This window comes from Halogeometricum pallidum JCM 14848 (genome assembly GCF_000337095.1).
Taxonomy (GTDB): domain Archaea; phylum Halobacteriota; class Halobacteria; order Halobacteriales; family Haloferacaceae; genus Halogeometricum; species Halogeometricum pallidum.
Genome location: NZ_AOIV01000027.1, coordinates 189128 through 213867, shown reverse-complemented (window position 1 = coordinate 213867; position 24740 = coordinate 189128). Strand labels below are relative to the sequence as shown.

22 protein-coding genes and 1 pseudogene are annotated in these 24740 nt (G+C 68.5%); 9 read left to right on the top strand and 14 right to left on the bottom strand.

The genetic code is table 11. The features are described from left to right. Both C474_RS23425 and C474_RS12930 read right to left on the bottom strand, forming a co-directional pair. Positions 1 to 1969, bottom strand: a pseudogene (locus C474_RS23425) (molybdopterin oxidoreductase family protein); the annotation flags it as partial. Positions 1970 to 2451: 482 nt separating this feature from the next. Beyond that, positions 2452 to 2775 (bottom strand): DUF7344 domain-containing protein, encoded by a 324-nt coding sequence (locus C474_RS12930; RefSeq protein ID WP_008387439.1) that lies wholly within the window; start codon positions 2773 to 2775, stop codon positions 2452 to 2454. A 324-nt stretch (positions 2776 to 3099) separates the two neighbouring features. Between C474_RS12930 and C474_RS12925 the strand changes: the two genes are divergently transcribed. Then, positions 3100 to 4056: a diacylglycerol/lipid kinase family protein gene (locus C474_RS12925; RefSeq protein WP_008387437.1), complete on the top strand. Its 957-nt coding sequence runs from the start codon at positions 3100 to 3102 to the stop codon at positions 4054 to 4056. 26 nt (positions 4057 to 4082) lie between these two features. Here C474_RS12925 and C474_RS12920 read toward each other — a convergent pair whose 3' ends face one another. The 3 genes from C474_RS12920 to C474_RS12910 are packed head-to-tail and all read right to left on the bottom strand — an operon-like array spanning position 4083 to position 6270. Further along, positions 4083 to 4823, bottom strand: coding sequence for a hypothetical protein (locus C474_RS12920; protein ID WP_008387436.1), 741 nt, complete (start codon positions 4821 to 4823; stop codon positions 4083 to 4085). Positions 4824 to 4868: 45 nt separating this feature from the next. Then, positions 4869 to 5426, bottom strand: coding sequence for a hypothetical protein (locus C474_RS12915; RefSeq protein WP_008387433.1), 558 nt, complete (start codon positions 5424 to 5426; stop codon positions 4869 to 4871). Positions 5427 to 5433: 7 nt separating this feature from the next. Further along, entirely contained in the window at positions 5434 to 6270 is an 837-nt protein-coding gene (locus tag C474_RS12910) for a nucleotide-binding protein (RefSeq protein WP_008387432.1), read from the bottom strand. A 168-nt stretch (positions 6271 to 6438) separates the two neighbouring features. On the opposite strand from C474_RS12910, the gene C474_RS12905 reads away from it, so the two are divergent. Beyond that, positions 6439 to 6651, top strand: a complete 213-nt coding sequence (locus C474_RS12905; protein ID WP_008387430.1) for a hypothetical protein — start codon at positions 6439 to 6441, stop codon at positions 6649 to 6651. Positions 6652 to 6825: 174 nt separating this feature from the next. Continuing rightward, positions 6826 to 8376, top strand: coding sequence for an NADH-ubiquinone oxidoreductase-F iron-sulfur binding region domain-containing protein (locus C474_RS12900; RefSeq protein ID WP_008387427.1), 1551 nt, complete (start codon positions 6826 to 6828; stop codon positions 8374 to 8376). A 34-nt stretch (positions 8377 to 8410) separates the two neighbouring features. On the opposite strand, the gene C474_RS12895 is transcribed toward C474_RS12900, so the two are convergent. The 3 genes from C474_RS12895 to C474_RS12885 form a co-directional block, all read right to left on the bottom strand. Continuing rightward, entirely contained in the window at positions 8411 to 8590 is a 180-nt protein-coding gene (locus tag C474_RS12895; RefSeq protein ID WP_049916953.1) for a hypothetical protein, read from the bottom strand. A 93-nt stretch (positions 8591 to 8683) separates the two neighbouring features. Beyond that, positions 8684 to 10255: a cobyric acid synthase gene (locus C474_RS12890; protein WP_008387426.1), complete on the bottom strand. Its 1572-nt coding sequence runs from the start codon at positions 10253 to 10255 to the stop codon at positions 8684 to 8686. A 33-nt stretch (positions 10256 to 10288) separates the two neighbouring features. Then, positions 10289 to 10483, bottom strand: a complete 195-nt coding sequence (locus tag C474_RS12885; protein WP_008387424.1) for a hypothetical protein — start codon at positions 10481 to 10483, stop codon at positions 10289 to 10291. A gap of 253 nt (positions 10484 to 10736) precedes the next feature. Between C474_RS12885 and C474_RS12880 the strand changes: the two genes are divergently transcribed. Next, positions 10737 to 12389: an alkaline phosphatase D family protein gene (locus tag C474_RS12880; RefSeq protein ID WP_008387423.1), complete on the top strand. Its 1653-nt coding sequence runs from the start codon at positions 10737 to 10739 to the stop codon at positions 12387 to 12389. Positions 12390 to 12396: 7 nt separating this feature from the next. On the opposite strand, the gene C474_RS12875 is transcribed toward C474_RS12880, so the two are convergent. From C474_RS12875 to C474_RS12865, 3 genes are all read right to left on the bottom strand, one after another. Beyond that, entirely contained in the window at positions 12397 to 13146 is a 750-nt protein-coding gene (locus C474_RS12875; RefSeq protein ID WP_008387421.1) for a cob(I)yrinic acid a,c-diamide adenosyltransferase, read from the bottom strand. Then, positions 13143 to 14423 carry an MGH1-like glycoside hydrolase domain-containing protein gene (locus C474_RS12870; RefSeq protein ID WP_008387420.1) on the bottom strand — a complete coding sequence of 427 codons (1281 nt, stop codon included), beginning with the start codon at positions 14421 to 14423 and terminating at the stop codon, positions 13143 to 13145. Before C474_RS12870 ends, C474_RS12875 begins: the two co-directional genes overlap by 4 nt. Before the next feature lie 264 nt (positions 14424 to 14687). Next, positions 14688 to 15995: a transposase gene (locus tag C474_RS12865; RefSeq protein WP_239640426.1), complete on the bottom strand. Its 1308-nt coding sequence runs from the start codon at positions 15993 to 15995 to the stop codon at positions 14688 to 14690. Between the two features lie 54 nt (positions 15996 to 16049). Here C474_RS12865 and C474_RS22650 point away from each other — a divergent pair, with 54 nt between their 5' ends. The 3 genes from C474_RS22650 (at position 16050) to C474_RS12855 (ending at position 17095) form a co-directional block, all read left to right on the top strand. Beyond that, positions 16050 to 16187: a hypothetical protein gene (locus tag C474_RS22650; RefSeq protein ID WP_006182022.1), complete on the top strand. Its 138-nt coding sequence runs from the start codon at positions 16050 to 16052 to the stop codon at positions 16185 to 16187. A 95-nt stretch (positions 16188 to 16282) separates the two neighbouring features. Then, positions 16283 to 16540, top strand: coding sequence for a hypothetical protein (locus tag C474_RS12860; protein WP_239640425.1), 258 nt, complete (start codon positions 16283 to 16285; stop codon positions 16538 to 16540). 105 nt (positions 16541 to 16645) lie between these two features. Next, on the top strand, positions 16646 to 17095 hold the full coding sequence (locus C474_RS12855; RefSeq protein WP_008387409.1) for a universal stress protein: 450 nt from the start codon (positions 16646 to 16648) through the stop codon (positions 17093 to 17095). Between the two features lie 30 nt (positions 17096 to 17125). On the opposite strand, the gene C474_RS12850 is transcribed toward C474_RS12855, so the two are convergent. Beyond that, entirely contained in the window at positions 17126 to 18271 is a 1146-nt protein-coding gene (locus tag C474_RS12850) for a sugar-transfer associated ATP-grasp domain-containing protein (RefSeq protein WP_008387407.1), read from the bottom strand. 94 nt (positions 18272 to 18365) lie between these two features. Beyond that, a complete protein-coding gene (locus tag C474_RS12845; protein WP_008387406.1) occupies positions 18366 to 19532 on the bottom strand; it encodes a sugar-transfer associated ATP-grasp domain-containing protein in 1167 nt (388 codons plus the stop codon). Between the two features lie 284 nt (positions 19533 to 19816). Between C474_RS12845 and C474_RS12840 the strand changes: the two genes are divergently transcribed. Beyond that, a complete protein-coding gene (locus C474_RS12840; RefSeq protein ID WP_008387404.1) occupies positions 19817 to 21334 on the top strand; it encodes a lipopolysaccharide biosynthesis protein in 1518 nt (505 codons plus the stop codon). 78 nt (positions 21335 to 21412) lie between these two features. Next, on the top strand, positions 21413 to 23344 hold the full coding sequence (locus C474_RS12835; RefSeq protein ID WP_008387401.1) for an asparagine synthase-related protein: 1932 nt from the start codon (positions 21413 to 21415) through the stop codon (positions 23342 to 23344). A 39-nt stretch (positions 23345 to 23383) separates the two neighbouring features. On the opposite strand, the gene C474_RS12830 is transcribed toward C474_RS12835, so the two are convergent. Next, positions 23384 to 24721: a cobyrinate a,c-diamide synthase gene (locus C474_RS12830; protein WP_008387399.1), complete on the bottom strand. Its 1338-nt coding sequence runs from the start codon at positions 24719 to 24721 to the stop codon at positions 23384 to 23386. Between the last annotated feature and the right edge of the window lie 19 nt (positions 24722 to 24740).

Here is a 24740-nt window from a genome sequence, read left to right as displayed (position 1 = left end):
GTCGGGAACATGTGCGCCAGTCCGTCGGCCGTGTTGAACTGCTCTTTGTAGAGGTGCGGCGTCCCCGGGTGGTCCTCGTCCCAGACGGGCCACTGCAGTTCCTCGCCGTCTTCGAGGCGTTCGTGCGTGACGCCGCCGTAGATGGGCGTGAGGTCGTTTATCTCGTCCATGATGTCGCTGGGCGAGTCGTAGCCCCACTCGAAGCCGAAGCGCTCGGCGAGTTCCTGGGTGATGACCCAGTCGGGTTTCGCCTCGCCCGGCGGGTCGACGGCGCGCTTGACNCCCCACTCGAAGCCGAAGCGCTCGGCGAGTTCCTGGGTGATGACCCAGTCGGGTTTCGCCTCGCCCGGCGGGTCGACGGCGCGCTTGACGAGTTGGACGTGTCGGGTCGTCCCCGTGTACGTCCCGTTCGTCTCGACGTGACCCGTGGCCGGCAGGACCACGTCGGCGTACTCCGCCGTCTTCGTCAGGAAGATGTCCTGGACGGCGAGGAAGTCCAGTTCTTCGAGAATCTCCTCGGCGTGGTCGACGTTCGGTTCGGAGTAGACGGGGTTCTCCCCCTCGACGAACATCGACTTGACGTTCCCGCGGTCCGCGGCGAGGAACTGCTCGGTGATGGTGAGACCCACCTCGTCCGGCAGGTCCTCGACGCCGTAGTAGTCCTCGAACTTCTCGCGGGNCCGGGGACCGGACCCATGTCGCCGCCGCCGCCCTGCACGTTGTTCTGCCCGCGGAACGGCGCCAGCCCCGACTTCTCGGTGCCGACGTGGCCCGTCACTAAGGCGAGGTTCGCCATCGAGACGACGTTCTCCGTGCCGTGGCTGTGCTCGGTCAGCCCGAGCGTCCAACAGAACATGCAGCTATCGGCCGTGGCGACGGCCTCGGCCGCGTTCTTCAACTGCTCCGGCGGGACGCCCGCGTGCTCTTCGACGAACTCGGGCGTGAACTTCTCGACGCCCTCCTTCACTTCGTCGAAGCCGACGGTCCGGTTCTCGACGAACTCGTCGTCCTGCAGGTCCTCCTCGAGGATGTGACGGATCATGCCGTTGATCCAGACCGTGTCGTAACCGGGCGTGACGCGGGCGTACTGCGTCGCGTGCTCGGCTATCTGCACCTTCCGGGGGTCGAAGACGTACGCCTCGGCCCCCTCCTTGAGGTTCTGCTTGATGTCGGTGGCGAGAACGGGGTGGGATTCGGTCGTGTTCGAACCGGTGATGAGATAGCAGTCCGTGTCGTTGAAGGCTTCCGTGCCGACGGAGCCGGCGCCGTAACCGACCGTCTGCGAGAGGCCCGCGACGGTCGGCGAGTGACAGAGCCGGTTGCAGTTGTCGATGTTGTTGGTCTTGAGAATCTGGCGGGACAGCTTCTGCATCAGGTAGTTCGCCTCGTTCGACGTCCGCGAGGAGGAGACGAGTCCCAGGGCGTCGGGGCCGTGCTCGTCTTTCGTCTCCTGCAGTTCCTCGGCGACGCGGTCCAGCGCCTCCTCCCACGACGCCTCGCGGAACTCGCCGTCCTCTTTGATGAGCGGCGTCGTGAGGCGGTCCTCGTCGTCGGCGTAGCCGTAGCTGAACTTGCCCTTCACGCAGGTCGAGATGCCGTTGACGGGGGCCTTCTCGGCGTTCGGCCGGATGCCCAATACCTCGTCGTCCTTCGAGAGCACGTCGAACCGACAGCCGACGGCGCAGTAACCGCAGGTGGTGTCGGTCACGTCCACGTCGTTCAGCCGGTAGTCGCTGACGGCGTCCGCCACGTCGAAGAGCCGACCCTCCGACATGGAGTTGGCTGCGAACGACTCCGCGAGGTGTTCGGCCGGCGCGAACGGACCGCTGTGCCCCTCGTCGGACCCGTGGTCCGGGGTCGTCTCGCTGCGCTGCTGTGCGGACTCGGCCATCTCCTTCGCCTGAGCCATGTAGCCCGCGACGCCGGATTTCTCCTCGGAGTTCGTCTCGTTCGGGTGCTGGTCGCTCATTCGTGCCCTCTCGTACTCGTTCGGTCGCGGTTGTGTTGCTGTATCATTGGAAATCGGGCGCGGCCGTCTCCGCCGCGATGGGAAGCCCTTGGTCTCGACGACGTTCTCGAAGTGGGTCGCCGCGAACGGCGTCGAGACGAACCGATCAGTTCCGTTACGGGCGGTGTCGAGCGCGGTCGGCGTCGGTCGCCCGGGAGCGAACCGGTCGCTCCTCGTCGCGTCTCGTCGTGCGCTGTCGGAAGGGTGAAATCGCGGGGATGTGACGGGAAGCCGCGTATCGGCGGTGTCGGGCGCGTGCGCTTCGAGGTCGAACCGCCGTCCACCGGCGGGGAAGCCTGCGCCGATCGGTCCGTCGCGGACCGTAGCGGCTCCCCCGATGGGCGTATGAGTAACGGGACGCACGCATACCAATCCACGGGCCGTGTTCGAACGGTGTTTATACGACGGCAGCCGGCCCCGTCCGGATTCGAGTTAGATTCGAGTCAGACCCAGTCGTCCGGGAGGTCAGCCCGGTTGTCGTGGAGGAGTCGGAGCACCGGTCGAATCTCCTCGAACGCGTCGCCGACGCCGACCCGGCCCGCGTCCCGGTCCCACCGGATGTACCCGGCCTGCTCCAACAGCGGAAGGTGGTTGTGGTACAGCGCCGTCTCCAGCGCCGTCTCGTCTCGGTCCCCTGCGTCGACGTCCTCGGGAACGCTGAGCGTGTCGTCGGGGTTCGGGAGTTCCAAGAGCGCGACCAGCACGCGCCGACGGGTCTTATCTCCGAGCGCCTTGGAGACGGACTGCCAGATATCTGCGTCCTGCATGTCAATCAACTGCCTTTCCGAAAGGAAGAGAGGGGTATGAGTATTGTCTCGTATAGCGGAGTTTAACCACTGCATACGTGAACGGTGCAGTCCGTACCGAACGTCCGCTTCGGCGACCGGCGGCGTGCCGTCGGGCCGTATCAAGGCGTCGAGCGGTCGAATCACGCCTAAACCACCCGTTATTCGCCGGTGCGCGTCGATAGGTTGGGTACGAGCGACTCCGGTACAGACTCTGACGCGGCGTCCGGTATCGAAGCCACCAGAACCTTAGCGGTCGACCGCATTCGTACACCGACCGACCGCCGACCGACACCGCTCTGAACCATGACGACCCACGAGACGACCGACGGCGACCGAGAAGCGACCGCCCGAACCGACGACGGCGAGTGGCGAATCATCCTCAACCCGGTCAGCGGGTCCGGCGACCACGCCGAACGGGTCGAGTCGCTGGCCGCGGAACGCGGCTACACCGTCGAACGGACCGAAGGATCCGGCGACGCCATCGAGTTCGCCAGGCGGGCGGGCGAGGAGGGCGCGAGGAGGGTGGCCGCCTGCGGCGGCGACGGGACGGTGCACAACGTCGCGGAGGGACTCGCGCGGGCGGACGCCCTCGACGACGTGACGTTCGGCGTCGTTCCGGGCGGGACCGGCAACGACTTCGCCGCGAACGTCGGCGTGCGGAGCGTCGAACACGCCTTCGAACTCCTGGAGACGGGCGAACGCCGGCGCATCGACCTCGGCGTCGCCGACGACGAACTGTTCACGAACTCCTGTATCGCCGGGTTGACCGCGCAGACGAGTTCCCAGACGAGTTCCGATATGAAAGAGCAGTTCGGCACACTCGCCTACGTCGCCGCCGGACTCAAGACGGTTCGGGAGTTCGAACCGCTTCACGTCGAACTGGAGGCGAAGAACGACGCCGAGTCCCAGTCGACGACGTGGTCGGGCGAGGCGCTCTGCATCCTCGTCGGCAACGCGCGCCGGTTCACCGACGGAGGCGGGCAGGCCAACGTCGAGGACGGCCTGTTCGAGGTGACCGTCGTACAGGACATGCCGACGTCGAAGATGCTGACCGAGGCCGCCGTCCAGCAGTTCATCGGCCGCGACACCGAGAACGTGACGCAGATGACCGGCAGCGAGTTCCACGTCTCCGGCCGCGAGGGCAAGGACATCGAGTTCAGCCTCGACGGCGAGATTCGAGAGCACCGAGAGCTGACGATGCACGTCCGAGAGCGAGCGCTCGAACTCGTCGTCGGTCCGGACTACGAGCCAGCGCCGTAATCGCGAGTCGGGTCCGCCTTACCGTCTTACTGCCGGGGGTCGAACCGCCGGCGCTCCCGGCTGAGTATGCGCTCCCAGAGCGTGAACAGGGTGCTGTCGAGGTCGTAGCGGCGGTTCACGTCGCGCACCCACACGTCGTCGGAGAAGAGGAGATGCTGGAACCGGCGGACCGTCGGCGTCAGGTCCTCCATCGGCCGCGCGCCGACGTAGTAGGCCACCGTCTCCTCGCGCGTGCGAGAGATGAGTTCGGGCGGCACCGGCAGGCCGCACTCGCTGGCGACGTAGTCGAACCACTCCAGATGGATGATGGCGTCGGCGAAGGCGAAGCGGTCGGCGAATCCCGAGACGCGGTCGACCGCCGGCTTCCCCTCGTAGAGCACGTCCTGCGGCCGGCTGAACCGCGGTACCGAGACGTGTTCGAGCGTGTCGGCGTACTTGCGGGCGATATACTTGAGCCGCCACCCCGCGAAGTACGTCGGCCCGGTCAGGGCGAGTTCGTACCACAGCGGCGTCCACTCCAAAAAGGGTGCTCCGAACGCGGCGTCGGCCAGCAGGTCGGCCACGATGGTCTGTGCGACCTCCACCGCCACGTCGTAACCGGTGCGGTTCTCCCGCATCGCCGTCTCCGCCTCGTCGACGAGGGCGGGGAGGTCACCGGTCGGAAAGCCCATCCCCTCGGCGACTCGGACGACGTAGTCTGCGCCGGGTCGGTACCAGTCGGCGAAGTCCGCGGGAGTCCGCAACGGAACGAGTGGGAGCACCGTCACACGATTTCTTGCGGCCGAGGCGGTATATACGGTCCGACCGACCCATCACTCCTCTAACTGGTCGGACAGCCCCCACTCCGCGGCTCGAGACTTCGCCTCCCGCCGCGCTTCTGCTCGAATCTCGTCGATGCGCTCGGCGTCGGCGAGGAACGACTCCACGGCGGTGCGCTCGTCCTCCCGGCGGTCCGCCGGCGCCGCCGCGCGCGTCCGTTCGACCAGTTCCGGGTCGGCCGCGAGTCGGTCCGCCGGCCGCGCCGGCGGGACGCGACACGTCTCGTCGCGGTGGAGGCGTTCGACGGCCGCGGCGGCGAGTCCGTACAGTTCGACGCGGTACGGTCCCGCCGCGTCGAGGGCGGCGAGGGCGTCGGGGCCGCCGCGGTCGGTTCCGGCGTCGTACGCGAGGACGGGGACTCCCTCCTCGAAGGTGAGCACGGCGGCGTCTCCGCCGCCGCCGAGCAGCGAGTCCTGCGGCTCGAAGACGGCGTAGCCGGTGAGTTCGCGGTCCAAGACGGCCGCGAGCGTCGTCCCCACGTCGCTGACGACGCGCGACCGGAGCAGTTCGCCCGCCGGAATCCGCAGCGACGCCTCGGAGAACGCGGTCACGGTACGGTCACACCCGGTCGGGGAGGACGGCGCTCCGGAAGCGGTCGGCCACGTCGCCGGCGTCGCCCTCGCGAACGTCCAACGCCGTCGCCGCCTCGCGGAAGGCGTCGGCCGCGGGGTCCGCCGGNCCCTCGCGAACGTCCAACGCCGTCGCCGCCTCGCGGAAGGCGTCGGCCGCGGGGTCCGCCGGCGCGTGCGCGAGGAGCGGTTCGCCCGCCCGCCGGGCCGCGCGGACGGCGTCGCTCTCGGGCACCGAGGCGAGCGTCGTCCCGCCGAAGTAGCGCGCGGCCTGTTCGGCGATTCGCTCGGCGTCCTCGTCGGGGCGGACGCGGTTGAACAGGACGCCCGCCGTCTCCGTGCCGTACGAACGCGCGTACTCCTGCACCTTCAGCCCGTCCGACAGCGAGGGGACGGTCGGTTGCAGGACCACCACGACGCGGTCGGCGAGGACGACGGGGAGGACGGCGCTCTTCGACCCGAGCGCCGCCGGCGAGTCCAGGAGGAGCACGTCCGTCTCGGACGCCAGTTCGGCGACCACCTCGCGGAGGCGGCCGGGGTCGGCCGCCTCGAACGCGGCGAGACTCGTTCCGCAGGGGACGACGGACATCCCGAAGCGCTCGTAGACGGCGTCGCCGACGCGAGCGTCGCGCCCCTCGACCAAGAGGTCGTGGAGCGTCACGTCGGCGTCGTCGAGGCCGGTGTGAAAGAGGAGGTTCGCCATCCCCGTGTCGGCGTCGACGACGGTCACGTCGTACCGCTCGGCCAGCGCCATCCCGAGTGCGAGCGTGCTCGTCGTCTTCCCCGTCCCGCCCTTCCCGCTGGCGACGGCGAACGCTTCGACCATGCCCGCACCTCGCGGCCGCCCGAATTAAATATTCTGTTTAGAGAATGTATCTCAGGTAGACACGTGTCGTCGTCCGCATCGCGGATCGCGTCCGGGTGGCACGGCGGTCGTCGACGCCCCCCTCCCGACCGCCCGAACGCCTTTGTCCCCGAGCGTTCTAGTCCGCCCATGGCAACCGAAACCGAGGGCGAGAACGACGGACCCGTTCAGATTCCCATCGAAGACGAACCGGCCGCCGACGAGGATATCGGCGATACCACGGAGGGCGGCCGGAGCGTCGCGCTCACCATGCTCATCCTCGCTATCGTGGCCGCGGCGGTCATCTACTTCGTCGTCAGCAGCGGTGGCGACGACGACGAAGAGATGGAACCGCCGTTCTGAGCGGCGCGCGAGGGAGCTTTTTTCGCCGGATAACCGTCACCGAGGCGGGGTCGGGAACGGCCGCCCACCTCGATCGGTGACCGCGACGGGGCGGCGAGCCCACAGTTCTTTCGATACCGACACATCAGTAGCGGGCAACAAACCTTTCCTACCAGCCAGCAGTACTTTTGTTCGATGAGCGACTCGAAGGAAGGAGACGGGAGCCTGCCGGCGGTCCGCGTCGCCGCCGGGTCGGCGCATCGGACCGACGCGAACGCCGTTGCCGACGCCGCGCGGGAGGGCGCGGAGACGTCGACGGTTCGACGAACGGGTTCGACGGGCGTAGAGGCGCTGGAACCGCTGCTCGTGGTGACGACCGACGACGGGACGGCGTTCTACGCCGCGCCGTCGCACGACCGCGCCGGCGAAATCGTGAGCGCGGCGGAGTCGGGCGAGTTCGCCGAGGATGCCGACGCCATCGTCGAGGGCGAGGAAGGGACGCCGGACGAGGACGGCGCGCTTCCGACGCCCGAGGAGGGACCGCTGAGCGTCGGCCGCCGACGCGCCCTCGGACGTTGCGGCTGGGTCGACCCGAGCGAACCGCCGACCGACTCGCTGCTCGAAGCGGTGCGCGAGGACCCCGACGACGTGCGCGAGGGGATGCACAAACTCGGTCTGCTCGGCCGCGGCCGCGGCGACGCCCGCTCCGATAGATCGATAGCCGAGGGCTGGGAGGAGGCCCGCGACGTCGAGGGCGACCCCGTGCTCGTGGTGAACGCCAACGACGCCGACGAACGCAACCGGACGGACCGGACGCTGCTCGAAGGCGACGCCGGGGGCGTCGTCGACGCCGCGATGGCCGTCGGACACCTCCTCGACGCCGAGGACGTGGTCGTCTACGCCGAGGAGGAATCGCTGGGGACCGAACGCCTCTCGCGGGCCATCTCGCGCTACCGCGAGGCGCACGGCGAGGCCCCGCAGTTGGCCGTCGGCCCCGAGCGGTTCATCGCCGGGGAACCGACGATGGCGCTCGAGTCCCTAGAGGGGAACGACCGACTCGAAGCGCGGCTTACGCCCCCGGGACCGGAGACGCACGGCCTCTACGGGCGGCCGACGGTCATCCACACGCCGCGGACGCTGCTGCAGGTCCGCGAAGTGATTCGCAACCCCGACGGGTTCGACGCCGACGACGCCGACCCGGGAACGCGCCTCGTCACCGTCGCCGGCGACGTGGACGCGCCCGCGACGGTCGAACTCTCCACGGGGTCGTCGATGCGGACGGCGACCGACGCCGTCGACCACGACTCCGTGAAGATGGCCGTCGTCGGCGGGCAGTTCGGCGGCTTCACCCGCCGACTGGACCACACCTACTCCGCGCCCGCCCTGGACGGCGCCGGCCTCGGTTCCGAGGGCGTCATCGAACTGTTCGGCGAGGACCGCTGCGCCCTGGCGGCCGTCGGTGACCGCGCGAACTTCGCCTCCCAGGAGAACTGCGGTCGGTCGGGGCCGTGCCGGGAGGGGACCAAGCAGATGACGGACCTGCTCCGACAGATCTACTCCGGGAAGTACAAAGACGACATGCTCCGCGAACTGACGCGGACGATGCAGAACTCCTCGATGTGTCACTTCGAGGAGAGCGCCGCGCGGACGGTCGAGACGGCGATGTCGGCGTTCGACCGGGAGTTCGCCGCGCACGCCGATGGACGCTGTCCCAGCGGCGAGTGCGACGGACAGTCGCTGCAGTAAACTGAGCGGTCGCCGCGGTGGAACGCCCCGGCGCCTACGGTCCGAGGCCCCACGCCGACTCTCCGCTCCGCCGCCGACGGTACTCGAGTCCGAAGCACACGCTCGCACAGAGCGCAGCGACCGTTCCGACCGCCGCGATGAGCGGCGTCGAATCGCCGGCGACGTAATCGAAGGCGAAGACGGCCGCGAGGGCGGCCTGCGAGAGGGCGGCCACCGCCGTCCATTTCGGGTGTATATGCGAAGTGGTCGACGAGAAGACAAATCGTTTGTGTAGAGCGGTCTGGATTCGGCCGGTCAACCGCCGCCCTCAGTCACCCGATTCCTCGAACCCGAGCGGTCCGAGGTCCAGTCGGGAGACGAGGGCGGCCGCCCGGTCGTACGGCGAGTCGGCCGTCTCTCCCTCCCCCGCCGCCGGCCGCGAGCGACCCGCGGCGGCGAACAGACCGTCGACGAAGGCGTCTCTGAGGCCCTCGTTCTCGAAGAGGCCGTGCAGGTACGTTCCCATCACCGCGCCCCGAGCGACCCCGAGCGTCGCGTCCGCCCGGCCGTCGGGGGCGGCGAACGGCCGCGCGAGTTCCTCGCCGTCTCCGACGACCGCCCGCGTCTCGCCGGTGTGAATCTCGTACCCCGAGACCGACCCGGCGAATCCCTCGAACGGGCCGGTCCCGTCGAACTGCCACGTGACGGGTGCGACGCGCTTCTCGGTCGAGAAGGTCGTCTCGACGGGGAGCAGTCCGAACCCGGAGAGTGCAGAATCCCCGCGGACGCTCTCGGCGCCGACGTTCAGCAGTCGCTCGCCGAGCAGTTGGTAGCCGCCGCAGAGGCCGACCACCGGCCCCGAGAACCCCCGGAGGCGGTCGTGTAGGCCCGCTTCTCGGCAGGCGCGTAGGTCGTCGGCGGTGTTCTTCGACCCCGGGATGACGACGGCGTCGGCGTCCGAGAAATCCGAATCGAGCGGGCGGTAGGCGACGCGGACGCCCGGTTCGGCCGCCAGCGGTTCGAGGTCCGTCGCGTTCGAGACGCGGGGCAGGCGAGGGACGGCGACGGTGACGGCGTCTGCGTCTTTCGTATCCGCACCGAAGACGGCTCGTTCGCCCTCCGCCGGCAGGGAGACGCTGTCCTCCTCGGGGAGGCCCGGATCGTCGTACGGGAGGACGCCGAGGACGGGCACGCCCGTCCGCGACTCGAAGGCGTCGAGGCCATCGTCGAGGAGCGACTCGTCGCCGCGGAACTTCGTGATGACCGCGCCGACCACCCGTTCTCTCACGTCGTCGGGGACGAGTTCGAGCGTCCCGACGAGGGAGGCGAACACGCCGCCGCGTTCGATGTCGGCGACGAGGAGGATATCCGCGTCCGAGAGGCGGGCCGTCTCCACGTTCGCCAGGTCGCGGTCGTGGAGATTTATCTCGGCGATGGAGCCGGCGCCCTCGGCGAGTATCACGTCGTGCGCGGCGGCGAGGCGGGCGTGCGCCGCGACGGCAGCGTCGCGGGCGCGGTGCCACCCCTCCTCGTAGTAGTCGCCGGCGGCGAAGTTGCCGGCGGGACGGCCGTCTATCACCAGTTGCGACTCGCCGCCGCCGCGGGGTTTCAGGAGGACGGGGTTGTGGTCCGTCGTCGCCGTCGTGCGGGCCGCGCGGGCCTGCACGTACTGGGAGACGCCTATCTCGCCGAAGGCGTCGGCGCTCGTTCCCGCTTTCGCCTCCGAGGTCGCCTCGGCGCCGGGCGCGACGGGCACCGCCCGGGCGTTGTTGCTCATGTTCTGCGCCTTGAACGGCGCGACGCTGACGCCGCGGTCGGCGAGCAGTCCGCAGAGACCGGCGACGACGGTGCTCTTGCCGACGTGGCTGGCCGTGCCCGCGACGAGGACGGTTCGACTCATTGCGTTCGCCCGCTACGACGTCGCGAACGGTAGTCAGTATTCGTATCCGTCCGCCGTACCGGTCGCCGGGTTGGACGTCCGCTCGGGCGTCCCTCCGCCCCCGAGGGCGTCGGGACCGGAGAGTCCGTCTAGTATCGCGTCGGCCGCCGCGACGACCGGACCGGTGAGGAGAATCGAAGCCGAAGCGGCCAGCCGCACCCCCGACTGGAGCGCCGCCGGGTCGAGCACCTAACGGAGAACGTCGAGGCGCTCTCGGTCGAGTTGGCCGACGACGAACGCGCCCGCCCCGAGGAACCCATCTTCCCGCAGTGGCCGGTCGAGGGCAAGGACTAGTTCGAGCGCGCACCCGAGCGTTATACCGCTGCCGGTCGTACCGTCGGAGGATGTTCCCCGGGCCGGTTCCCCGTTCGGAAGCGACGCACGGACCAGACGACGAGACGCGGGGCGGACGACCCCGCGGACACGGGAGGGACGCCGAACGGTGAGCGCCCGCGAGGCGAGACTTGACCCCCCGATTCAACCCGGCGAGACCGACCCGGTCTCGGACCTCGACGCGACCGGCCGCGACGACGGGACCGTGTTCCCACAGTCGGTCGCCAGCGGCGGACCGACGCCGAGCGGCGTGCTGCTGTGGACGCGCGTCGCGTCGGACGCCCGCGACCCGGACGAACCGCTGGGCGTCGAGGTGGCCCCGACCCCGTCGTTCGACGACCCCCCACTCCGCCGCGAGATACCGCCGGAGCGACTCCACACCGGGAGCGACTACACCGTCCGCGTCGACCTCGACGGACGCCTCGACCCGGATTCGACCTACTACTACCGCTTCGCCTACCGCGGTCAGAAGAGTCCGATGGGTCGATGTCAGACGCTCCCGCGACCCGACGCCTCCCCCGACTCGCTCCGCCTCGCCCTCATCTGCTGTCAGGACTATCAGAACGGGTACTACGGCGCGCTCGCCCGGGTCGCCGAAGACGACGTCGACTTCGTCGTCCACCTCGGCGACTACATCTACGAGTCGGCGGCCCACCAGTACAGCGGGCTGGGCAGCGAGCGCTACCGGAGTATCAGACTCCCCAGCGGGAACGACCTCGCCTCCTCGCTCGCGGACTTCCGCAAACTCTACCGGACGTACATGTCGGACCCCCACCTGCAGCGACTTCACAGGCGTCACACCGTCATCCGGACGTGGGACGACCACGCGGTCGGCAACAACCGATACTGGGACTACGAGGCAGACGCGCCGGTGCTCCCCACGCACCCGCGCGGCGACGACCCCGAGTTCGCCGCGCGCCTCACCGCGGCCGGCATCCAAGCGTGGTGGGAGTTCACCCCGGCCCGCGTCGGCTACGACCCCGACGCGGACCACCTGCACGACGCCTTCGAGCTCTATCGTGCGTTCTCGTTCGGCGATCTCGCGACCCTCGTGCTGACCGACGAGCGACTGTTCCGGACGCCGCCGCCGGGCGCCGGCACGTGGCGGCCGGGCTGGTTCGGCGGGCGGTCGGACCCCGACCAGACGATGCTCGGCGGCGACCAGCGCGCGTGGTTTCTCAACGCAATGCGGGAGTCGGAGACCACGTGGACGGCGTGGGCGAACGAGGTGCTGTTCTCGCCGTTTCAGGTCGGCGTCGGCGCGGCGACCCTCCGTCCGAAGACCGACTCGTGGGACGGCTACCCGCTCGCGCGCGAGCGTCTCGCCCGCGGCATCGAATCGGACGCGACATCCAATCTCGTCGCGCTCACCGGCGACCTGCACTCCTATCTGGCGTCGACGATGCCGACGGCCGACGGGGCGGCGGACGAGCGTCGAGGACTCGGACCCGAGTTCATGACACCCGCGGTCACGAGCGTCAACCTCACCGAGGCCGTCGGACTGGACGAGGGAGTCGTCGGCCGCGTCGCCGGCGGAATCGTCTCTCGCGTCGCCCGCGCGATGAACCCGCACTTCGCGCTGTTCGACAGTTCCCGCTGGGGCTACTCGGTCGTCGAGTTCACGCCCGAGGAGAGCAGCTACACCGCCTACGCGGTGGACAAGACGGTGGACAGCGCCGACGCCTCGCGGAGCGTCGTCGCCCGGTTGCGCGTGCCGACGGGTGGCGTCGAACCGCGGCCGATGGAGCGACGCTCCGGGTGAGTACCCCTCAGTACTCCGTCCCCTTCCGCGCCCGCGTCCCCTCGTCGAACGGGTGTTTCACCTTCCGGACTTCGGTCACGAGGTCCGCGGCGTCCAGCAGGAACGTCGGCTCCTCGTGCCCGCCCGTGAGGACGAGTTCGAGGTCCGCGGGCGCTTCGTCTATCAGTTCGAGCACCTCGTCCTCCTCGACTAACCCCATGTCGACGGCGTACAGAATCTCGTCCAGCACGAGCATGTTCACCCCTTCGCTCGGGTCGCCCTCGGACGCGAGCGGTTCCGAGAGGTCCGACTCGCCCGCCGCCGCGACGAGCGCCTTCGTTCGCTCGAACGCCGCCGTCGCCTTCGCCGCGTGTTCGTCGTCGTCGGAGCCGTCCATGAGCCCTTTCCAGCCGTAATGACCGGTGTTCTCGTAGGAGATGCCCGGCAGGGCCTCGATGGCGTTGTACTCGCCGCGGACGCCCTCCACCGAGTCCGCCCCGCCCTTCAGGAACTGGAGGAGGTGGACCCGGTAGCCGTGGCCGGCCGCCCGGAACGCCATCCCCAACGCGGCGGTGGTCTTCCCCTTGCCGTCGCCCCACCACGCCTGCACGAGGCCGAACTCCTCCGGAACCGACGGTTCGATGGCGTTCGCGCCGGGCGCGACGCCCCCACCGGGCGTGTTCCGTCGAGTCTCCGCGGGCGAATCGGGGCGGTCCGTCGCGGGCGCGTCGGCGGCGTCGTCGGAGCGGTCGCCCGACTCGGGTCGGTCGTCGCTCATCGCGCCACCTCCGTCGGGGCGTCGTCGCCCGCCCACGTCAGCGACAGCGCCGCCGACCACGAGAAGCGGTCGCTCCCCCGCCCGGAACCGGTCTCGGGGTTGAAGTACTCGCGGAACCCCTCGCGGTCGAGCAGTCGCCGGGAGTCCGCCCGAATCCGGTCGGCCTCTCGCTCGGCGCCCATCCGCCGCAGGCCGCGTTCGAGCAGCCAGTTCGTGTTCAGCCACACCGGCCCGCGCCAGTAGCGGTCGTAGTCCATCTCCGGGCCGACGTAGGAGGGCGCGGCGTACTCGTACGCGAAGAAGTCCGCGAGCGTCTCGCGCATCCGCTCGAACTGGTCGTCCGTCGGCGCGCCGGCGAGCGTCGGGAGGAGTCCGGCGACCGAGCGGACCGGGAGCGGTTCGTCGGCGACGAGGTCGTGGGAGACGAACAGACCGAGGTCGTCGTCGAACCGCCGTTCGGAGAGGGCGCGGCGGGTCGTCTCGGCCTGCGCGCGCCAACGCTCGGCGGCCGCGTCGTCACCGGCGTCGGCCGAGAGAGCGGCCACCGACCCGCAGGCGCGGGCGAACAGCGCGTTCGTCAGCACGTCCTCCACGACGAACGGCGACTCCTTCCGCAACCGGGCCTCGTCCCAGTCGAGTTCGCGCCCCTGCCGGACGAGGGCGACGTAGCGGTCGTAGTCCCAGTCGGTCGGTCGCTGCTCGGCCAGGTCGTCGTCCTTGCGGTCTTTGCGGACGTACGATACGTCGCCGGGGTCGAAGCGTTCGAGGGGGCCGACCCACGCCGGCGAGTCGTCCATCCCCGTCGCCCACGGGTGGCGGACCCAGACGAGTTCGCCGTCGTCGGAGCGCTCGCGGAGCCACCACTCGCAGTGGGCTTTGAGGTCCGGGAGGACGGAGTCCCGAAACGACTCGTCGCCCGTCATCTCGTAGACGTACTCGGCGGCGAGGGCGACCATCGGCGGTTGGGTGATGCCGCTGGTCTCCACGTCGGCGTGGGCGGTCCGGTCGGCGCCGACCCGCCACTCCTCCGGGCCGGGGAAGTAGCCCGCGGCGTCCGACCAGAAGGCTATCTGCGGCACCATCCCGTTCTCCCAGCGCGCGTCGAGGAGCGTCCGAATCTCGCGCTTGGCCGCCGCCGGGTCGGCGTGAGCGAGGCCGACGGCGACGAAGGCGCTGTCCCAGTTCCACTGGAAGGGGTACAGCGTCGCCGAGGGAATCGTGTAGCCGTCGCGTCGGTTCGCGTCGAGAACCGAGACGGCCGACTCGCGTCCGTGCATGCGGGAGCGTTCGCGCCGGTCGGAAAAGTCGTTTCGACCGCCGGGACGTCCGAGCGGAGCAGCTATCAGACGAACGACAACAAGTATACGAGATAGTGAGTATTGCCAACATATGTCTCGAATACTCAAGACGTCGGGATTCCTGGGGCTGACGGTGATGATGGGCGTGGGGCTGTACGTGACATCCTCCCCGCCATAAACGGCGGGCCTTCCCACACGGTGGGAATCCGTTAGGCAGGTTTCAGTCCGAATACGCCGAGAGCGTCATCTGCGAGGGTGTCTCGCTCGTCTCTCGGTGGACTGTGGCGGTGTCACGACCGCTCCCGTCCTGTGGCGAGTCATCGCGTCCGGGTTCCCAACGGACGCTCTCTCCCCACGGGTTAGCGCNCGGTGGACTGTGGCGGTGTCACGACCGCTCCCGTCCTGTGGCGAGTCATCGCGTCCGGGTTCCCAACGGACGCTCTCTCCCCACGGGTTAGCGCAACGTGCGATGTTCGCACTCGCGTTAATATCTGCTTGGAACTCCGATACGTGGCAGTCGTCGTGCGGACACACAAACTCCGCTTGTTGACTCCGCCGACCGAGACGCCCGCAAGCGTGGCACGTCTGCGAGGTGTACGCCGCGTTGACGTACTCGACTCGAATCCCTGCCTCGGCCGCTTTGTCTTCGATTCGGCCCTGTAGTCGGGCAAACGCCCACGCGTGAAGCCGCCGGTTCATGAACTTGCCGTAGTCCAAGCGTTCGCGGATGTACGACAGGTCTTCGAGGACGATAACCGGATTCTCGAAGGAATGGGCGTACTCGACGGCTTGCCGAGACGCTTTCTCGACAATATCCGTGAGGGCGTTCTGGTAGTGGTCGAATCGTTCGTCCACGCGCCACTCGGCGGCGTCTCGTGATTGTAGCCGCCGGAGCGTCGTGAACATCTCTTTGCGGAGGTGTCGCGCTCGACTGCCGCTGACGAGCATTGGCTTCCGTGGTACGTCGCGTTTGAGGGCACAGCCCGTTATCAACGCGCTCTCGCCTACGTCGAAGCCGATGTACGTCGGGTCGTCCGGGTCGGTCGGTTCTTCGACCGAGTATTCGACGGTGACGTGCAACTCCCACGACGTGCGGTGTCGCTGTAGCCGCAACTCACCCGCCTTCGCGTCCTCGGAGAGCAGGTCGAACCACAGGGATTCCTGCTCGGGGTTAATCCGAAGCGGAATCCAAAAATTTGTCCCGCGTCCGGGTTGCGGAGCCTGCCACACAAAACCATGTTCGCGCTCGTTCGAGTAGTCGAACTTCGCGGCCCGGTTGACGAGTCGAAGCGGATGCTCGTCGTCTAACTCCTCGGCGTTATACGTCGAGCGGAGTTTCGGGACGTAGGATTTGAGGGCGTCTTTGGCTTGATACGGCAGGTCGTAGGGCGTCACAACGTCGTTGACAGCAGACATTGTATCCGCCCTGTTGTCGAAGGCATCGTGGAGTGCGGTTCGGTAGGTGTCCAAGAGTCGCTGTAGGCGTTGCTCTTTGCCCGTGGTGGGCGTGGCGAGCGTTGCCTGTAGCGTCTTCGTCACCGTCTCGGACACACCCGTAGATAGAACGTAGACAAAATTAAGTGTAACGGAGCGCAAGAATGGCTCATGCCACACATCAACTTCGAGGTAGACGAGGAACAGTACGAGTCTTTGAAAGAGACGAAGAAACGTCACGGTCTGACGTGGAAGGGGATGCTACTCCACGCACAACGAGAGTTGGATTCCGGCCCGGCTACCGAGTAGCGGTTGGTCAGCACCGTGTCGCATTCCCTCCCGGCCTAAAGGCCGGGATTCCCTGCTTGAATTGAGATGGGGTGCTGTCGATTCTGGCGGTCGTGATGGGGAGTCAGGTCGACGCGCTGAACGTCGCCGGGCGAGTCCGGCGAGCGACGACGGGGCTGTATCTGGTCGGACAGTGGATGCTGCCGCTGGCGGTGTGGGGCGTCTCGGCCACCGGAATCGCCGCCATCGGGATGTCGACGCTGCTGTGGGGACTCTGTCTCGTCGCCAGCATGCTGCTCATGGCGCACCAAGCGTGGACGGTCGACCGCCGGGAGCGTACGGGACCCGGAACGGCGACGGCGGCCGCGGACTGACCGCGGCGGCCGAACACGCCGCGCGTCTTTGAGGAGTCGAGCGCGCAGCGCCGCACGTGTTTCTCGACTTACACGCCTAATACGCTCGGCGCCGTACTCTCGGATATGCCGAACCACGTCCTCGTCCCCTTCGACGGGTCGCCGCTCGCCGAGCGAGCGCTGCGCTACGCCTGCGCGGAGTACGGAAGCGAGAGCATCACCGTCCTGTACGTCGTCGACGAAAACAGCGACGAGACGGCGGCGGCGGGGTGGGGCGACCACCCGAGCGAGTGGGACGACTGGCTCGACGAACGCCGCGACCACGCGCGAGACCTCTTCACCGTCGCCGAGGAGATAGCGGGCGAGAAAGACGTGCAGATTCGGACGGGCGTCGCGGTCGGTCAGGCCGCGGAGATGATCGTGAAGGCCGCCGAGGAGTACGGCGCGGACCTCATCGTCGTTGGCGTCCACGGGCAGTCGCGACTCGAAGAACTCGTCGTCGGGGACGTCGCCAAGACGCTGGTGCGGGAGTCGCCGATACCCGTCACCACCGTCCGAGAATCGGACGACCGATAGCCCGTCTCGGATCGACGCGCTCTCCGACGCCTACGCGAAGCCGTGGTGCTCGTAGAAGCGACGGGTGCGCTCGTCCCGCAGGAGCGGTCCGTGAACCTGCAGCGTCTCTACGCCCGCGTGCGAGTTGAGTTCGAGGACGACGAACTCCCCCTCGCCGGTGACGACCACGTCCCAGCCGACGCGCGGGAGGTACGGCACCGTCGACGCCAGTTCGAGCAGTCGGTCGCGTATCGCCGGCCAGCCCGGAACCTGGGCGCCCTCGATGCGCGCGCCCGTGTCCGGGTGTCGCTCGAACCACCGGCGCTCGTGGTCGTCGTCCGACCAGTAGGCGGCGGGGCCGAGCGTCCCGCCCTCCCGAATCTCGGCCGAGAGGCCGCCGCGACTCCAGTTGTCGACGGGCGCGGAGTCGGCCGTTCCGATGCGATGGACCGCCTTCGAGACGAACGGTTCGTCGGCCTCGGGGTCCCACAGGGTGAGCACGCGCAGCGTGTGCACCGCGTCGGGGAACAGGTCGTCGGCGTAGCCGGCCTGCTGGACGAACTCCCAGACGAGGTACTCCTCCAACTCCTCGACGAGCGCCGAGAACTCCGCCGCCGTCTTCGCCTCGCCGTTGACGAGGTAGTCGTCGCCATCCCCCTCGGCCGCCCGGCAGACGTAGACGCCCGACCCGCCGTAGCCGTAGACGGGTTTGAGAACGAGCGCTCCCTCCCCGTCGAGGTGGTCGCGGAGCCACGGGACGGCGTCGACGCGGCGCGGACCGTCGCCCTCGTAGGACGCGAACGCCGGCCGGCGCTTCAGGTCGCCGCCGTCGAGCACGCCGTAGCAGTCGGGCAGGTGCTCGCGGAACGCGTCGAGCAGGAGGTACTGGGCGAGTTTGTTCTTGACGACCGCTCCCCACGGTCCGCCGAGCGAGTCCAGCCGTTCGAGCTGGTAGTCCGAGAGATACTCGTCGTACCGTCCCTCCTCGACGTCGAACAGGACGCCGGACCGACTGGTGAAACCGTGTCGCCACAGCGAGAGCCGTCGCTCCAGGGGAAGCGGGACGGAGGGGCCGGAGACCACCTCTCGCTCGAAGAGGGTTTCCAGCACCGACAGCCGTCGATAGACGGACTGCGTCGCCGTCGTCCCCGTGGGGGACGCGTCGGACAACCGCGCCAGCAGGTCACCGTCGATCATTGGTCGGTCGGTAGTCCACGGCGTCCCGACTTAACGGACGCGACTCGCCGCGCCGGACGCCCGCACTCCGACCCGAGCGCTCGGGGAAGCGAGGTCACAGACAGTCGTGGTGCTCGTAGAACTCGCGGACGCGCGGGTCTTCGAGCAGCGGTTTGTGCACTTGGAGCGTCCGCAATCCGGTGTGGGCGTTCACTTCGAGGACGACGAACTCCCCCTCGCCGGTGAGGACGACGTCCCATCCGAGACGCGGCAGCGAGGGGTACTCGGCCGCCATTTCCAACAGTCCGTCGCGCACGACCGACCAGTCGGGGATGCGCGTCCCCTCGATTCGGTCGCCCGTGTCCGGGTGCTCGTCGAACCATCGGACCTCCCCCTCCGAGGGAAGCCACTGCGCGCCGGCGCTCAGTTCGTCGTCGTCGGTCACCATCGCGGAGAGGCCGCCGTTGCTCCAGTTGTCGACGGGCGCCGAGTCGGCCGTCCCGATGCGGTGGACCGCCGCCGAGACGAACGGTTCGTCCGCCTCGTAGTCCCACATCGTCAGCACGCGGAGCGTGTTCACCGAGTCGGGGTACAGTCGCTCGGCGTAGTCGGCCTGCTGGGCGAACTCCCACGCGAGGTACTCCTCCAGTTCGTCGAGGAATCTGCCGAACGCCGCCCGCGTCTTCGACTCGCCGTTGACCGCGTACTCGTCTTCGCCCCGCTTCCGACAGACGAACACGCCGCGGCCGCCGTGGCCGTAGACGGGCTTGAGTACCAGCGCCGCCCGGCGGTCGAGGTAGCGGTCGACCCACCGGACGGCGTCGTGGCGTTCGACGCCGTTCAGCCCGTCCGAGGGCGCCGCCCACGGCGCGGTCGGCATCGTCGGCGAACTCCGGCGCAGTTCGCCGTCACCGACGACGCCGTAGCAGTCGGGCAGGTGTTCGGCGTAGGAACTGAACAGGAGGTAGAACGTCAGCTTGTTGCTCACGACCGTGTCCCACGGTTCGGCGATGTCGTTCGCCCGTTCGTGCTGCAGGTCGGAGACGAACTGCCGGTAGTTGCCCTCGTCGAGGTCGTACAGGGCGCTCGACCGACTGGTGAACCCGCGCCGCCAGAGCCACAGTCGCCGCTCGAACGGGATGTCGACGGACAGTCCGGTCGAGAGCTCTCGGTCGAGGAGCGTCGCGAAGATGGAGAGCCGGTCGGACAGCCCCCGGTAGCCCGCACCCGCGCGGTCGCGGAGCGGTTTGAGGAGCGTGTATTGGAAAGAATCCTCCCTCATGTACTGTACCGTCGATGCGTCCGGCACGTAAATTAAGACTGGCTAAATCAGACGTGACGACTCCTGTCGCGGGGGGAGAACGTGTTTCCCGTGTACACCCCTCACGGACGCTATCCCGCCGATACAGCGTCGATAGAAGCCAGAAATTATAATAGCGCATGCAGTAATCTCCTGATTCGAGTGAGAGAATCCGATAGCGCCCGGCTTCCCGAGAGTGACTGGGAGCGTTCACCGAGCGGAACTCTGCGGACCGCCCGTGCGACCGAGAGCGCGTCGAGACCGATATGATCGATCGCGTGAAAGCGGCTGTTCTGGCGGTCATCCGAACCCTGCGGCCGAGCGGTAGCCTGTCGTCGCAGACGGTGAAGTCTGCCGTCTGGTCGGTCGGCATCAACGTCGGCGCGAGGGGCCTGCAGCTGATAATGATGATCGTTCTCGCGCGCCTGCTCACTCCGCGCGACATCGGTCTCATGGGCCTCGCACTGGTGACGTACTCGGCGCTGAGTCGGTTCTCGCGGCTCGGTATCAGCCGCGCACTCGTTCAGCGACCAGAGGCGAACGTCGACGAGTACCTCGACACCACCTGGATGATGCAGATCGCACGCAGTGTCCTCATCGCGGCGATTCTGTTCTTCAGCGCCCCCTTCGCGGCGGGGTTCTTCGACGAACCGGCCGTCGAACCGATACTGCAGGCTATCGCCCTTTCGCCGCTCATCACCGGGTTCTTCAACCCGAGCATCGTCTACTTCGAGAAATCCCTCGAACTCCACAAGAAGTTCGTCTTCGACATGAGCGGCGCGATTACGAAGTTCGTCATCGCCGTCGTGCTGGCGTTCATCTTAGAGAGCGTCTGGGCGTTCGTCTACGGCTACCTCGCCGCGGACGTGGCGAAGCTGATCGCCTCGTACGCGCTCGACGACCGCCGGCCCGGGCTCAGCTTCGACCGCGAGCAGGCGTGGGAACTGTTCGGATACGGGAAGTGGGTGACCGCGACGAGCGCCATCAGCTTCCTCCTCGTGAGCGGTGACGACTGGCTGATCGGATGGCTCATGTCGACGGCCGTGCTCGGGTATTACCAGATGGGCTACCGACTCGGCAAGACGCCGCCGCTGGAGCTGTCGCGGAGCCTCTCGACCGTCATGTTCCCGATGTTCTCGAAGCTCCAGACCGACTCGGAGGCGCTCGCCAACGCGGTCAACAAAACTATCAGAATCCTCTCGTTCGTGTCGTTCCCCGCCGCGGCCGGCATCGTCCTGACCGCCCCCTCGTTCGTCCGCGCCTTCCTCGGGCCGCAGTGGCTCCCCATCATCCCGGTGATGCAGATTGTCGCGGTGTACGGGGCGTTCTCGGCGCTCACCTCCACTTTCAACGAGGTTTGGAACGCCACCGGTCACCCCGACTACAACACGAAAATAAACTTCGCCAGGCTGGTGGTGACGGGCGCGGTCATCTACCCGGCGACCACCGCGTACGGAATCGTCGGGACCGTGAGCGCTATCGCCGGCATCTACGTCCTCCTTATCGTCCCGGTGAAGACCCACCTCGCCGTCAAGAGCATCGGCGGGACCCACCGACGCTTCATCATCGAGTTGGCCTATCCCGTCTTCGCCAGCGTCGCCATGGGCGCGGCGCTCTACTTCCTCCGACCGGCTCTCTCCGGACTCCCCGCTATCGCCGAGTTCGCCTGCCTCGTCGTGGCCGGCGTCGTCGTCTACGTCTCGGCCGTGGCCGTCGTCGAGTCCCTCTCAACGTGGAAGATACGCAGCGACCTAGAAGCAGTTCTCGGTGCCGTCCGAAGCTAACGACACCATGATATCACAGTACCACCCCCCCGATCCGACCTTCGCCGCGTTGTCAGACCAACACACACCGATCCGACGATGACAGGAATCTGTGGAATCCTCGGCTCCCGCGACCACGGCATCGACGAGATGGCGTCGGACCTCTCGTGGACGGGCGAGGAACAGCGCGGACAGTTCGCCGACGAACGCGTCGCGGTCGAGTGGGCGGCCCACCCCGGCGACGAGCGCAAGCAGCCGGCGGAGACGGACGGCGGGGCGTTCGTGTGGGCGTACGGGAACGTCTGGGGCTACGAGAGCCCCGACGGCGCCGACGGCTACCGCCCGCGTTCGACGGACGGCGCGGCGACCATCGCGGAGTTCTGCGCCCGGCGGTACGAGGCCGACGGCGAAGCGTTCGCCGCCGGGTTGAACGGGTCGTTCGTCGTCGTCGTCTACGACAGCGAGGAGAACGACGCGCTGATCGTCACCGACCGGCTCGGAACCCGCCCGGTGTACCGCGTCCGCCCGGACGAGGAGACGCTCGTCTTCTCGACGCAGATGCAGTCGCTCCCCGTCCGCCCGAACGTCGACGCGGAGTTCGACGTGGAGTATCTGGCCGAGTACTTCACGCTCGGCGCCGTCGGCGGCGTCCGGACGCCGTTCACGGGCGTCGAGGAACTGCTCCCCTCGTCGGTCACGACCGTCGACCTCGATACGGGGACCGTCGACACCGAGCGGTACTGGCGACCGCAGTACGAACCGGTCGACGAGTCGTTCTCGTCGTTCGCCGACCGGTTCGTCGACCGGTTCGAGACGGTGCTCGAAGAGCGACTCGACCCCGACCTGACGTACGGGCTGCTGCTGAGCGGCGGCAGCGACTCGCGGGCCATCCTCGCCGGCGTCGACCCGGACATCGACCTGCAGACCTACCACACCGCCGGGTGGCTGAACCGCGAAGCGCAGGTCGCAGAGCAGGTGGCGTTCGCGGCGGACCGCGACTTCCACCTGCTGCGGCGCGACCGTGACAACCACGCGCGGATGCTCGAATCGACGCCGCGGCAGATGAACTTCCACGGTCGGTTCAGCGAGGCGCACATCACGGAGTTCGGCGACCGCATCCGCGAGGAGGTCGACGTGCTCATCTCGGGACTGGGGGCCGACACCCTGTTCAGAGAGCACGCCTTCCCGTCGCCGAGAATCCAGTTGGGCAAGCTCGGCGAGTTCGACCTGCCGATGGCCAAGGAGACGACGAGCGTGAGCGAGCACATCGAACGCCGCGCGAAGCCGCTGCCGGAGTATCTGGAGTGCTCGTCGGACCTCACCGAGATACTCGAGCGGAACATCGTGGAGAACGACGGCATCGACCACCACGGGGTGAACTACCGGTCGGTGAGAGAACTCGTCTTCTTCGACGACTTCTACCCGTTCTCGAACAAGTCGGATTACTTCTTCCACGCGATGAACGGGATGATCTCACACTGGACCCCGTTCTTCGACAACCGCCTCGTCGAACTGGCGCTGGAACTCCCGATGCGACATCGGATGCGGCGGAACGTCATCGACGCGACGACGGTGGCGCTGGACGAGGACCTCGCCCGGGTGCCGCACGCGTCGACGGGCGTCCCGCTCACGAAGTCGTTCCCCACCCAGTTCCTGCTGCATCACGCGAACGCGTTCTCCCGCAAGCACCTCTCGCCCGACCGCTCCCCCGAGCCCTACATGTCGGACAAGCCGTGGACGAACTCCACGGAACTGCTCCGCACCCACGACTTCGCCCAGAAGAAACTCCGCGAGAGGGGCCCCCTGATGGACGCGCTGCCGTTCATCGACCGCGAGGCGGCGACGCAGTGCTATCAGGACCACCTGAACGGCGCAGAGCACACGTACGTGCTGTACACGCTCCTCTCGTTCCTGCAGATGCCCGCCGTCCAGCGGATGGCCGATAAGGCCGATGAGGCCGGGTCCGCCTCGGAGTCCCCCGAGGAGGTCGAAGAGCGAACGGAAGCCGAGACGAAGACGCGGTCGCACTGACCGGATCGGAGCCGACTCCCCTGTTCTCGAACTCGCCGTCTAGTTCCGCGCCGCCTCGAGGAACGCGTCGAAGGCGCCCGACTCGGCGTGGAAGTGCGCGTACGTGCCGAGCGTCCGGTACTCCTCGACGCCGTCGTTCGCGCCGTCGACGCCCGCGCCGCGGACCACCTCGAACGCGAAGCGCGCGTCGGGGGCGGCCGTCGCCGCCGAGTAGTGGAACTCGTGGCCGCGCAGCGACTCCCCCGCGGGCGCGAGCAGCGAATCCCGACGCGCCCGGTAGCCCACGTGGTCCAGGGCGACCGGTCCGTCGGTCATGCGCGTCGAGACGGGCAGGACGCCCGCCATCGCGTGTTCCTCGCCGTCGGCCGTCGTCAGCGTCTCGCCGAGGGCCATCAGCCCCCCGCACTCGCCGAAGACGGGCAGGCCCTCGGCCGCGCGGTCCGCGATAGCCGACAGCGCTGGCGACGACGCGAGTTCGGCCGCGCGGTTCTCGGGGTAGCCGCCGGGGAGGTAGACGGCGTCGCACGCGGGGAGGTCGTCGCCCGCGAGGGGCGCGAACGACTCCACGGTCGCCCGCGCGGCGAGTCGCTCTCGGACGGAGGGGTAGACGAACCGGAAGGCGTCGTCCTCGGCGACGGCGACGGTCACGCCGGCGGGGTCGGCCGGTCGCTCCGGCGGTGCATCGACCCGCGGGCGGCGCGCCAGCGAGAGCAGTTCGTCCGCGTCGACGTGGCGGGCGGCGGCGTCGAGGGCGTCATCGTCGACCGGGGACTCGCTCCCGGCGTGCAGGCCGAGGTGGCGGTCCGGGATGTCGAGGCCGTCAAGCGGCGGCGTGCGGCCGACGTAGTGCATCTCCTCGGGGACGGCCGTCCGGATGCCCTCCTCGTGTCGCCCGCCGTGGGCGCGGGCGGCGAGGAGTCCGACCACGTCCACGTCGTAGTCCATCCGGTCGGCGTAGGCGCGGAATCCGAGCGCCGTCGCCGCGATGCTCTCCATCCCGGCCGTCGCGTCGACGACGAGGACGACCGGTAAATCGAGTTCCCCGGCGACGGTGGCGGTGCTCACGTCGCCGTCGTACAGCCCCATCATCCCCTCGACGACGCAGACGTCGCCGTGGTCAGCTCCGCGGGCGTACGCCCGTTTGAGTCCGTCCTCGCCGGTCATCCACGGGTCGAGCGTTCGCGAGGGGCGCCCCAGCGACGCCGCGTAGTGGCTCGGGTCGATGAAGTCGGGGCCGGCCTTCGCCGCGACGGGCGTCCGACCGTCGCGTTCGAGGGCGCGGCAGACGGCCAGCGTCGCCACGGTCTTGCCCACGCCCGATGCGGTCCCGGCGAGGACGAACCCCGGTAGGTCCGCGGGGACCGGTGTATCGCTCATACCGGTCCCCTCGGCGCGT

Bases quoted from the DNA above. Each gene is read 5' to 3' on its own strand.
- C474_RS12930 (WP_008387439.1), bottom strand. From the start codon at position 2,775: ATGCAGGACGCAGATATCTGGCAGTCCGTCTCCAAGGCGCTCGGAGAT.
- C474_RS12925 (WP_008387437.1), top strand. From the start codon at position 3,100: ATGACGACCCACGAGACGACCGACGGCGACCGAGAAGCGACCGCCCGA.
- C474_RS12905 (WP_008387430.1), top strand. From the start codon at position 6,439: ATGGCAACCGAAACCGAGGGCGAGAACGACGGACCCGTTCAGATTCCC.
- C474_RS12900 (WP_008387427.1), top strand. From the start codon at position 6,826: ATGAGCGACTCGAAGGAAGGAGACGGGAGCCTGCCGGCGGTCCGCGTC.
- C474_RS12890 (WP_008387426.1), bottom strand. From the start codon at position 10,255: ATGAGTCGAACCGTCCTCGTCGCGGGCACGGCCAGCCACGTCGGCAAG.
- C474_RS12875 (WP_008387421.1), bottom strand. From the start codon at position 13,146: ATGAGCGACGACCGACCCGAGTCGGGCGACCGCTCCGACGACGCCGCC.
- C474_RS12870 (WP_008387420.1), bottom strand. From the start codon at position 14,423: ATGCACGGACGCGAGTCGGCCGTCTCGGTTCTCGACGCGAACCGACGC.
- C474_RS22650 (WP_006182022.1), top strand. From the start codon at position 16,050: ATGCCACACATCAACTTCGAGGTAGACGAGGAACAGTACGAGTCTTTG.
- C474_RS12860 (WP_239640425.1), top strand. From the start codon at position 16,283: ATGGGGAGTCAGGTCGACGCGCTGAACGTCGCCGGGCGAGTCCGGCGA.
- C474_RS12855 (WP_008387409.1), top strand. From the start codon at position 16,646: ATGCCGAACCACGTCCTCGTCCCCTTCGACGGGTCGCCGCTCGCCGAG.
- C474_RS12850 (WP_008387407.1), bottom strand. From the start codon at position 18,271: ATGATCGACGGTGACCTGCTGGCGCGGTTGTCCGACGCGTCCCCCACG.
- C474_RS12845 (WP_008387406.1), bottom strand. From the start codon at position 19,532: ATGAGGGAGGATTCTTTCCAATACACGCTCCTCAAACCGCTCCGCGAC.
- C474_RS12840 (WP_008387404.1), top strand. From the start codon at position 19,817: ATGATCGATCGCGTGAAAGCGGCTGTTCTGGCGGTCATCCGAACCCTG.
- C474_RS12835 (WP_008387401.1), top strand. From the start codon at position 21,413: ATGACAGGAATCTGTGGAATCCTCGGCTCCCGCGACCACGGCATCGAC.
- C474_RS12830 (WP_008387399.1), bottom strand. From the start codon at position 24,721: ATGAGCGATACACCGGTCCCCGCGGACCTACCGGGGTTCGTCCTCGCC.